The organism is Paenibacillus maysiensis (assembly GCF_000520815.1).
In the GTDB taxonomy this organism is placed as follows: domain Bacteria; phylum Bacillota; class Bacilli; order Paenibacillales; family Paenibacillaceae; genus Paenibacillus; species Paenibacillus maysiensis.
Map to the genome: position 1 here is coordinate 1 of NZ_ASRY01000204.1, position 11,391 is coordinate 11,391.

Here is an 11,391-nt window from a genome sequence, read left to right on the forward strand (position 1 = left end):
CACGTCACATATGGCGGAGCTGTGGGATGCGCGTGAGCGACTGCAAGCGGAGCTGGACACGCTGCTCGGCGAGTGGATTGAACTGGCGTAGGTGGCGGGATAGTTACTGGATGAGCATTGCTAGAGCAACAAAGGTATAATTTTATACAAAGCATAGCCCTGAGGTAGAACGTTCACCTCAGGGCTATTTTGGTGCGGTTTATAGAAACAGCGAATGATAATTAATAGCCATATATTAAAACAAATGAATATTTATTAAATATATTCATGCATTTGGCACATATCTTTTTCATTTTGCAACATATGATATTCTTGTGTCTGTAGAAATAATTTCAATCATTGTTAGAAAAAGTTTTGGCTGCCAACAAAGAATATACATACAGATTGTCCACGTAGTATATGGCAATATTTCGAGTGGGTGACGATCTGGTCGGGGTGTTGTTCATATAAATCCTTCTTTACGTTATAAAGAAGGAAAATCATTCGACGGGCGAATTTTTGGAAGCTCGTTGGAGGCTAATGATGCATCTAAAACGAAAGGGGGAGAATGCAATGGCTGACAATTTATTTGATCTGGATGTTCAAGTAAATAAATCTCAGGGTTCTGTGGAACCTCAAGTATTGAGCATTGTGGCATGTTCTAGCGGATGTGGTAGCGGTAAAACAGCTGCCAGTTGTGTTGCAACCTGCGGAAACAAATGCTTTACCAACGTCGGTTCACTTTGTTAATCCGAGTGTTGCCTTTATGACATAATGAATGGCTATTGTATATTAATAATCAAGCAAAAGAAGAAGGGAGCTGGAAATCCCTTCTTCTTCCCTTGAAAAAACATGGATTTTTCAGCTGTGAAACGGTTGGAAATATCCTTTATATCGGTTTGGTAATGGAGGGAAACGTATGTCTGATGCCTTATTGGAAGTCCAGCAGGTAACCAAAAAAATGGGGAAACGAGATTTGTTAAATAACATTTCCTTCGAGCTTGAAAGAGGGAAGATATATGGTTTCATCGGACCGAATGGAGCCGGGAAAACGACGATGATGCGGATTATGACAGGACTCATGCAGCCAACTAGCGGCTTTGTAAGGATTGCCTCATACGATGTGCAGACGGACCGGGAAAAGGCGTTGTCTAAAGTAGGCGCTATCATTGAATCCCCGGTCTTTTTTGATTATATGACAGGCAGACAGGTATTGCGTAATTTGTCTCGGCTGCACACGGAAATTAAATCTTCGGATCGGGAGAATCATATTGAGGAGCTACTAAAAAGGGTGGGGCTGGAATCTCGGGGAGATGACAAGGTCAAAGCTTATTCTCTGGGGATGAAGCAGCGGCTCGGCATTGCCCAATCTATGCTGGGTAGCCCGGAGCTCCTTCTGCTCGATGAGCCATCCAATGGTCTTGATCCTATGGGAATGCGAGAGCTGAGAGATATTATTCTTCGTTTGCGCGATTCAGCGAATTATGCTTTTTTTATCTCCAGTCATCTGCTGGATGAATTGCATCAAATGTGTGACGAGCTGATTGTCATCAAAGAGGGAACGCTAGTTTGGAAGGGGCCTGCTGATCAACTGGTTGAGGAAGGTCAACGGCTGGAGGATGCCTTTATAGGGCTTATGGGACTATGAAGCTACTCATTTACAGCGAGTTTGAAAGATTGTGGAAAAGGAAATGGTTCTGGCTCCTGATTTTATGTACACCGGTGTTGGCTTATTCTACAGGGGGATATTTTCTACGCATTATGAAGGTTCCTATGGATGTACTATCTAAAAGTTTTATGGTTACAGGCTTGCGTGAAAATTTGTATTTAGTATGCAATATTGCCGTAGCTGCCTTGGTTGCTGCTGTGTATACAGAGGAATTTCGGAGTGGGCAGATGCGTTTGCTATTTATGCGTCGATTTACCCGTGGCCAGATATTTTGGAGCAAGCTATTCGTGGTTAATATCTCTATTTTGCTTCTTCTAGTAGTTTTTGCGGTATCCTCGCAGGTGATCGTTGAAGTATGGAGATTCTCATACGATCTAGGTAATACTATTTTTATAGGGAATAAATGGATCTACGTATTCGAATATTACGGTTGGGCGTTTGCTTCGCTACTCGCTATAAGCTCCCTCTATTCCTTTATTGCTATGTGCAGCAAAAGTGTAACGTATGCGATTGGTGCCTGTATGACTTACAATCTGGGTGCCTTGCTGTTTGATGGATTATACCTAAAATTAGCTTCCCTTGCCCCTCACACTTCATATTTACACGATGTCATTGCTTTTTTGCTTATTCCTTATATGCAATATACAGGGCTGGATGGATCGCTGGAGGGAAATGGGTCTGTGAATGGGGCGATTACCACAGTTGTCGCTTTTTATTTAATCTTTTTTACGTGGGCCGCATACCGTCGTTTTGCTGCCGGTGATTATTTGTATTAGGAGGATCTTTGTATGCTGGGAATTTGGCGAAGTGAAATGGAACGGATATGGAATCGAAAATCCACAATTTTATTATATATAGCTTTTGTACTTATCGTTATTGCAAACATTTGGAGCCTGAAAATAACAGATACAATGAGGTTCCGGTTCGGTGAAGGGATTGTTGCTGTTAACAATTTGAATTTGCCGTGGCTCATGATGAGTGAAGTTTCCTTATTTCTGATCACGGCGATGTTACCCATCTTGTATGTGGATCAGTTAAGCGGGGATATTCATTCTGGTGCGTATCGCTTATACGTATTGCGGCCGTACCGGCGTTTTCAATTCTGGTTGGGTAAGTTGCTCGCATTATCAGTTACGACGATATTTTTTACAGGAACGACTCTGCTTATAGGTGTGTTTGCCGGGTGGATGTTGTTCCCGAACTCCGCTACCTTTTTTAAATACGGTTCGACATTACCCTCCACCTCAACGGAAGCTGTCTCATACACCCTTGCGTTTTATCTGTTGCTCACGCTGGTTTGTCTGGCAAAGCTCATGCTGAGTAGTGTCGTGTGCTTGTTCATCTCCAGACCTTTGTTTGCCTTTATTGCCATTTTGGCTTTATCCATGTTTCTCTACCCCATTTTCAAGCCGCTTGTGGTATTAATGGACCCTTTTCAGCAAATTCTGCTTGCGTTAAGAGTGGATGGTTCCTTCAAATTCTGGATGTGTTTAGGTGTGACTGTACTACTGTGCTCTATCGTTAGTTTCACTCGTTGGCAAAAAAAGGTTATCTAGAAGCTTGGTTTAGAACGGAGGTTTCACATGAAGACGCAAGAAAACCTTTATAAAACCTTGGATTTCTTTATGCTCCGTACCCCGGTGCTGCCTATAGAAGAGTTTGCAAAATGCTTTCCAACCTGTGTCGGAGAAGATGAGAATGTCAGAAAGGTCACATTGCATCATCTATCCGAATGGTCCAGCAACCCCTTCATACGTGAAGCACTGGCAGCTTCCAGTCCTACGTTGCTTGAATCTTTATTACATATTAGCAACCCGGACAATCCGCGCAAACAGGGACAGGTCATCAAAGCCTTCATGCGCTATATCATCAGAATGATGACACGACCCACACCGTTCGGCTTGTTATCGGGGGTTACATACGGGCAATTCACGGAACGATCACAGCTTTGTTTACGAGGGACGGATACTTATCAAAAGCGTGCAAGACCCGACATGGAGTGGCTGCTGAAAGTGATGGAGCTGATCGAAGGCCGTCAAGAGGTGGTACGTCAGTTAAGGATTCAGCGTAACACCTTAATTTACCGTCAGGGCAACCGTGCTAAAATTCCCTATACGACAAGGCACGGAAGTATGGTTGACGGTGAAGATCAGAGTGTGTCCGTTCGTACGACCCAAGTGTTTGATTGTGTGATGGACGTAAGCTCGGTCCCCATCCCTTATCTGGAACTGGTCGATCATCTCCAAAAGGAATTTGTGGGTGCTAGTCCTGAAACGATTGACCGTTATGTGTGGCAGCTATTTGAGCAAGAATTTCTGATTTCTGAGCTTATTCCTCCTACGACGACTCCTGAGCCGCTAAAACATATACTATCCACCTTGAAACACGTAACGGGTATGGATGAATTCAAACAAAAGCTTATCTACATTGCAGATGCTATTCATGAATATAATGGTTTACCTATCGGTCAGGGAGAAGAATTTCTGGCTGAATTAAGACGCTATATGGACGACATGTTCAGTGTGAAATCCAGTTTGCAAATCGACCTGTCTATGGAGGATCGAGGGATGTCCCTTCCGCACGCCATTCGTAAAGATGTTGAGCGTGTTGCTGACTTGTTGACCAAGCTTTCGACGCGTGAAAACAGACCCTTGGACGAATTTTGTGTGGAATTTCTGGAGAAGTACGGTCCGTACCGAGAGGTTCCCTTGCTGGAGCTGCTGGATGAGGATACGGGCTTAGGGGCTCCCGCAGGCTACAAGCATCCCCTGAGCCGCCGAGTGCGACTAGAGAATATGTCTCCATCCAAGTCGAGAACGCATTATGAAAAGCTTTTATTTCAATGGTTCGTGTCCTGCATTCATGAAGGAAAGAATGAAGTCGTGCTGACAGATGCCATGATAGACGAAATTGTAAAGGGGCAGGAGCAGGGGAAATGGCTCGCAGCACCTTCTATGGAATTGATCTTTCAAATTTCTGCCTCGGACCAACTGGCTGTGGATCGCGGCGAATATACCTTGCTGTTAGGACCTAATCAGGGGTCTGATGGGGCGGGGAAGACATTCGGGAGATTTTTGGACCTGTTTGGGCAGCCTTTTGCGGACCTATTCTCTCAAATTCAGCTAGAAGAGCAACAATTACAGCCTGAAAAGCTGCTGGCTGAGATATCCTACTTGCCTAGCGCGGGAAGAACGGCGAATGTGGTGTTAACGCAGCACACCCGGCCTTATGAAATTGCAATAGGAACCAATCACATCATGCCAGAGGAACGGCAAATTCATGTTTCGGACCTCGCCGTAGGGGTACGGAACGACCATTTCTATTTGAAGTCGATGAGCCGCAATCGTGAGATCATTGCCAGAGCCGGACATATGCTCAATGCGGAATTGACCCCTAACATATACCGCTTTCTCTTGGAGGTCAGCGACGACGGTTACCGACATTGGTCGCCTATGGAGTGGGGGTTCGTCGCGCACGCTCCTTTTACTCCGCGGCTAAGATATGAGCATATTATTCTTCACCCGGCGACATGGAGAATGATATGTGATTCAACACTGGATGCATCCAAGGACGCGGGGCTCTTTGAGAAGTGGGTGCGTCAGTTCCAAAAAAAATGGAGCCTGCCGCGTTATGTGTACATAATTGAATTAGATAATCGCATTCTGCTGGATATGGAACACCCGCTGCATATGGAGCAGATTTGCAAGGAGCTTCAATCCAAAGGCAAAGTCACTCTGATTGAGCATATAGGTGCAGTCGAAGATATGCCCGTTTCTCGCAGTGGTAGCCGTGTAGCGGCCGAATTTGTGTTTCCGCTCGTGCGTCGCAACCAGGTTGTTGATGCGCATCGTTTTGGAGAAGAAGTGGCTGCTTCCCTATATATAGATCAGGAGGAAACCAATCACCACCCCACAGAAGCGGTCTTTGCTTATTTGCCGGGTAGCCGCTGGTTCTACGCGAAGCTATATGGTATGAACAGTCGGCAGGATGAGTTTATTGGTGGGTACTGGGAGGAATTTGTGCGCCAGCAACAAGATAGTGGTGTGATCCTTCAGGGTTACTTTATCCGCTATGCTGATCCGGATAAGCATATTCGCGTTCGATTCGAACAGTCGGAGAATCAGGAGGGCAATGCGTTCCTTTCCCTTTTCCATCAATGGACAGAGACACTTTTGCATGAAGGATTGATATCCAGAGTGGTCATTGATACCTATGAACCTGAAATAGAGCGTTACGGCGGGAAGGAGCCTATGGCGTGCGCGGAGCGAATGTTTTCCTGCGACAGTGAGGTAGCGGCTAGGCTTGTACATCTGATCCGGTTCAACCAGACCTCCTTGCAGCAGGATGTGATCGCAATCCTAAGCGTCATTAACCTCCTGTCTCAGTTTGGGTACAGCGAGGAAGATACCTTCAACCTCCTGAATCAACATTTTGATGTCAAAGAGTATTTGGATGATTTCCGCAAGGAAAGAAAGTTCTTTTTACAATGGATGGCATCGGATCAGGAAAATCTAAATTCGATTCAATCCAGCCGTGACTCCATAGAGAGTATTTTTAACATGAGAAAAGAAGCGGTAGCGCGGTATAACCGTGTGATCCATGAGCAGGAAGCGAAGGGGGGAGCCACCAATACAAGAGATGATATCGTATATAGTGTGATCCATATGCATCTAAACCGATTTCTAGGGATAGACAGGGATCGGGAGCGTAAGGTGATGATTATGGCCAGACATGCGATGCACAGCTTGATTCAGTATCGGTGGAATTGCCAATGAGCAGCGTGCAGGAAAATGCAAAGCTTGAGGTTGAGTCCATCTGGAGGTCCATACGACAAGGTTTAAAGCTTTTTGGACTGGTATTTGGCATGAATAAGCCGTATATGGTTTCCAGTATTTTTTTGCACATTGTCCAAGGCTTGATGCCTGTTCTTACATTGATTATTATGCAGAATCTGCTCAATAGCATTGTTTCTTCCAGCCCGCAGGGCATTTCCCTGATTATGCTTCAATTTGGTCTGTTTATAGCCATTCATGTATTAAAAAGTGTGGTGACGATGAGTCAAAGCTATGTAGAGGGAACGCTTGAAGCTGTACTGTCCAAGTCCCTGAATATTATGATCGGAGAAAAGTCAGGTTCCTTGGGACTGGCGGATTATGAAAATTCGGAGATCAACGATCAGCTAAAGCGGGCTTCTCAAGAGGCTTCTTATCGTCCGTATCAGTTATACACTCAAATGGCAGGTATTATATCGAGCTTGGTTACCATGCTGTCTTCTGCAACGCTGCTTTTCCTATGGAAATGGTGGGTTGTTGTCATTCTTTTTATAATCTCTTTGGTATCTGTGTATTCCATTTTCAAATTAAATAAAGAACAGTTTGAAATTTACATGAATCGTACCCCGTTATATCGGGAGTCCTGGTATATGACCTATTTGCTGACCAATGATCGTGCGGTCAAGGAAGTGAAAATGTTTAATCTGGGACCTTATTTGCTGAAAAGATACGGGGCTTTATTACAACGATTTTTTGTAGAGGACAGACGAATATTGGGCAAAAGGGTTAGGATTACGTTTCTGTATAGCCTACTGGAGCTGACGGTTTTGCTATGGGTCGTATGGCTGGCGATTCGGGAAACCTTTGAGCAAAAATTATTAATAGGCAGTTTATACGGCTACATTCAAGCTATTATGTTGACCCAAAGCCAGATGCAGGCCTTGATTCAGGGGATTGTCCAATTTTCGCAAAACAATCTGTATATGGAGCAGTTATTTCTATTTTTACAGTTACCCACATCGGATCCGGTTCGTCGTCAACAGGAACAGGCGCTTTCGATTCGCTCGGAATGCAGTACCGGCTTTGGTATTGAGCAAATTTCAATAGAAGGCGTTTCTTTTACCTATCCCGGTCAAACCGAGCCGTCCATTCGGGATATTCATTTAACAATGGACAAAGGCCAGACCATAGCCATTGTAGGGAAAAATGGTTCAGGGAAATCAACGCTCATGAAGGTGCTGATGCAGCTCTATTCGGATTACAGCGGTGTGCTCAAATTGAATGGGCGTCCTGTTCAAGATTACGATCTGGAACAGATTCAGGAGAAAATAGGCGTGGTATTTCAGGACTTTATGCATTATGAAATGTCTGCTCGTCACAATATCGGCTTTGGTTCGCTGGAGCATATGGGGCAGGATGAGGAACTAATGCATGCTGCCGAATACGCAGCTATAGACCGCATTATAACCCAATTGCCACAGGGCTTGGACACACAGCTTGGAAAATGGTTCGAGGATGGCTATCAGCTCTCGGGAGGTCAGTGGCAGCGGGTGGCTATCGCAAGGGCCTTTTTGCGGAAAGCGGATGTGTATATTTTGGATGAACCTAGTTCTTTTTTGGACCCGGTGGCAGAGAGGGACTTGCTCGTCTTGTTTCTGGATTTAATGAAAGACAGCATCGGAATTTTTATTACTCATCGGATTTCCTCAGCACGTCTGGCTCAGAAAATTGTGGTGATGGACAATGGTTTAATTGTGGAGCAGGGGACCCATAGGGAATTGATCTTACTGGATGGGTTGTATGCAGAGATGTATAGGATTCAGGCCAGTTCGTTCAGTGAAGAAGATTCCTTAATCGAAGCCGGAAGGAGAGTTTCAGGATGACGACGATTTCATATACATGCGACAGTTGGATACCCGTCGAGGGGGAAATAAAAGATAGGATATCTGCGGTCTTGCTGGAGATTGCCGAGCGTTATAGAGACCCGGAGCAGGTTCGTTTATGGATGAAAAAAGTACCTCCGATTGAATCTGACGGAATGAAGATTGAGCGTTGGTCAGATGAAAGCTTGGGAAGCGGGTTTACGGGCATATGTTTGCTGATGGGTCAGTTGGATCGACTTTATCCCGAGGATGGCTGGGATAGGGTAGGACATCAATATCTGGAGCGAATTCGTTTGGTCATGGAACAGCAAGGTATCCATGATCTGTCGCTGTATAGTGGATTAGCAGGTATTTTGCTGGCCATTCACTCCTTATCGAGAAAGGGTACGCGCTATCAAGGGATGCTGGACACTCTCGTATCCTGGTTCGAAGAATCCGCGCTGCATAGTGTGGCTTTATGCCAAGAGCAATGGGAAAAAGGGCAGCTACAAATGAGTCAGTATGATGCCATATCAGGTTTTACGGGGATAGGACGCATCGCCATGCTATTTTCTGATCGCCCCACTATGCGTACGGTATGGAACCAGACGATTGAGTTGTTTCAAGTGATGTGCAGCGACCGAATTAGGAATGGGCATTCTGTACCTGGCTGGCACATTTCCTCAGAACATCAGTTTCAGGAGGATGAAAAGCTACAATATCCTCAGGGGAATTTCAATTTAGGACTTTCGCATGGTATTGCAGGTCCCTTATGTTTTCTGAGTCTATCTGCTCTTCATGGAGCGGACTCCCTTCTTTTAGAGAACGATATACAAAGACTGGCCGAGTTTATACATCATTGGCGCGTTCAGGATAAAGAGGGCATAATTTGGCCCGGTCGGGTTTCTTTTGAAGAATGGGTGGGTGACCGTTTATTGCCGGACAGCGCTCAAAATCACCGTGATTCCTGGTGTTACGGTGTACCAGGCATTGCGCGTTCGATTTGGCTGGCAGGACAAGCAGTTCAAAATGAAGAATGGATTGAAACGGGACTTCGCGCCTACTTGGATATGGAAAAACGGCTTTACCGCAAGGGTGGATTAACCTCTGCCACATTGTGTCATGGTATTGGGGGATGGTTGCATCTGGTTCAACGGATGTACTCAGATACTGCCCATGAGCAGTTAGGTATGATGCGGGACAGACTACTGGAAGATGTATTAAATATGTTCGATACTAATTCGTTGTTTGGCTTCTATGATCACAGTCTACTGGCTGGAAGAATGGAAGAAGTGGATGAGGCTGGTTTTCTGAATGGCAGTGCGGGTGTTGCTTTGGTGTTGGCTTCTTTGATCGGCGATGAAAGTCCGGAATGGGACGCCGCTTTTCTAATTCGCTAAGATATACCACGGTTTTTTTGCATGATCTGAAAATAGAGTAAGTGAAAAAAGATCCAATCGGCCATTTGTGGCTCGACTGGATCTTTTATATTGAATACCAATACCTCGTGAGCCTCAGCCAGACCTTAGTACACCGAAGCTGTCTTCGAAGTGTTCTTGATGCCGTTGGCATCGTTCAATACGATATTGCCCCATGCCGTTGGCGTTTTCCAGTCGCTGCTGTTCACAAGGTCAAGCCATGCGTTCTCGCTGTTGTTGCCCGTCCAGGACCATGCCAGATAGCCGATGCCTTTGGCTTGGGATTGCTTCATGACCTCATAGGGATTCACGGTGGTACCCAGATTGTTGTTGCCATTGTTGTAGTTGTAGCCAAACTCGCCCACGATTACCGCTAGGCCTTTATCCTTCATGGCTTGCAGCTCAGAGCCGATCTTGCTGGAATCATTGTAATTAGCGTACATATGGACGGAGAACAACAAATTATGGTTTGGATCATGCTGTAACAGCTCAACGCCATGGGCCTTAATCGGGGAGGCATATTGTCCCCAGCCGGAGCCGTCGATCACAATCGTATTCGGCAAGCCTGCGTTGCGCAGTGTGGTAATAGCCGTTTTGTAAGCATCTCGCCATGCGGCATCGGTGAGGTTGTGGTCACCCCACTCATTGGCGATATTCACGAGTACGTATTTCTGGTTATCGGCCAGTACCTTTTTCACCGCTGGATCAGCGAAATAACGGGCCATATCGTTCAAACGGTTGGCGTCATTGCTGCCCGTAACATCGTGCAGTTCAACCACGGAAATGAGCTTGAGCTGTTTAGCGCGGTTGATGATTTCCTCCAGTCTTTGTGCTGATCCATTCGTTTGCCACACAATGCGAACGGTGTTGGACTTCGTCGCCGCAATGGTATCCAATGCCTGATAGGCCTGTGTATCGAACCAGATATGAGGGTTATTCACTCCACGCATGACAAAGGTATTCCCGTTCGCATCCTTCAGACTGGTTCCGCTTACATAAAACCCTGAGGCTGCAAATGATGTACCTCCGTTCAACAAACCAATGCCGGAAAAAAGCAGAAACACCACAGCGAATACCAGCACCTTTTTACCATAAAACCGCCAATCTCTCACAAACGAACGCCTCCTTCTCTATAGTCAAGTTAATCCTATGTTGAAAATAGATACATATTACACCTATTGTGATGTTGGAATGACATATCGTTTCTTATACATAGAGTTCGGTTATTAATTGTCTAGTCACGCAATAGGTTGACATAGGGGAAAAGGAGGTATGAGTATGTGGAAATGGGGCAATCAGGATAAGCACATTTTAAGGGAACACCAATTTTCAACTTTACAAAATTATCATGTTGAACTAGGTTGTAATATACCCAAGCAATTGTTAAATCACACAAAATAATTCTGAGAACCATTAATGATTAGTAGAACTCTCCAAATATAAAAAAGTAACCTTCATATTCACTTCCAGTGATTTGAAGGTTACTTTTTTATACTCAATTAACACAAAAAATTAAAGTTAGGAATCTTGGTAAGCTTTTGTGGTGGTCATAAAACTGATATTGTATTTGTGAATCGTCACTGCTAGTCAGCCAGCCGCACGAGCGTTCTGCCCTGCGAGCGGGCTGCCAGGATGTCCTCCAGCGCGTTTGGCAGGTCAGCCAGTCTGATTTCGCGCTCGACAAGCTGCTC

At 45.2% G+C, this 11,391-nt stretch carries 8 protein-coding genes; 7 read left to right on the plus strand and 1 reads right to left on the minus strand.

All coding sequences use genetic code 11. From position 1 onward, the window contains the following. Positions 1-552: 552 nt before the first annotated feature. The 7 genes from L696_RS31480 to L696_RS0114680 all read left to right on the plus strand — a co-directional run bounded on the left by L696_RS31480 (position 553) and on the right by L696_RS0114680 (position 9,682). A complete protein-coding gene (locus tag L696_RS31480; protein WP_134912015.1) occupies positions 553-729 on the plus strand; it encodes a gallidermin/nisin family lantibiotic in 177 nt (58 codons plus the stop codon). 169 nt (positions 730-898) lie between these two features. After that, positions 899-1,627 carry an ABC transporter ATP-binding protein gene (locus tag L696_RS0114655; protein ID WP_025684308.1) on the plus strand — a complete coding sequence of 243 codons (729 nt, stop codon included), beginning with the start codon at positions 899-901 and terminating at the stop codon, positions 1,625-1,627. Continuing rightward, complete coding sequence (locus L696_RS0114660; protein WP_025684309.1) at positions 1,624-2,424, plus strand: ABC transporter permease; 801 nt, start codon at positions 1,624-1,626, stop codon at positions 2,422-2,424. Before L696_RS0114655 ends, L696_RS0114660 begins: the two co-directional genes overlap by 4 nt. A gap of 12 nt (positions 2,425-2,436) precedes the next feature. Next, the gene (locus L696_RS0114665; RefSeq protein WP_025684310.1) at positions 2,437-3,204 is read left to right on the plus strand and encodes an ABC transporter permease; all 768 of its coding nucleotides are present in this window, start codon (positions 2,437-2,439) and stop codon (positions 3,202-3,204) included. 27 nt (positions 3,205-3,231) lie between these two features. Next, the gene (locus L696_RS0114670) at positions 3,232-6,423 is read left to right on the plus strand and encodes a lantibiotic dehydratase (RefSeq protein WP_025684311.1); all 3,192 of its coding nucleotides are present in this window, start codon (positions 3,232-3,234) and stop codon (positions 6,421-6,423) included. After that, complete coding sequence (locus L696_RS0114675) at positions 6,420-8,303, plus strand: ABC transporter ATP-binding protein (protein WP_025684312.1); 1,884 nt, start codon at positions 6,420-6,422, stop codon at positions 8,301-8,303. The genes L696_RS0114670 and L696_RS0114675 overlap by 4 nt, the downstream gene beginning before the upstream one ends. Next, entirely contained in the window at positions 8,300-9,682 is a 1,383-nt protein-coding gene (locus tag L696_RS0114680) for a lanthionine synthetase C family protein (RefSeq protein WP_025684313.1), read from the plus strand. Before L696_RS0114675 ends, L696_RS0114680 begins: the two co-directional genes overlap by 4 nt. A 125-nt stretch (positions 9,683-9,807) precedes the next feature. On the opposite strand, the gene L696_RS0114685 is transcribed toward L696_RS0114680, so the two are convergent. Next, a complete protein-coding gene (locus L696_RS0114685; protein WP_025684314.1) occupies positions 9,808-10,812 on the minus strand; it encodes a cellulase family glycosylhydrolase in 1,005 nt (334 codons plus the stop codon). Between the last annotated feature and the right edge of the window lie 579 nt (positions 10,813-11,391).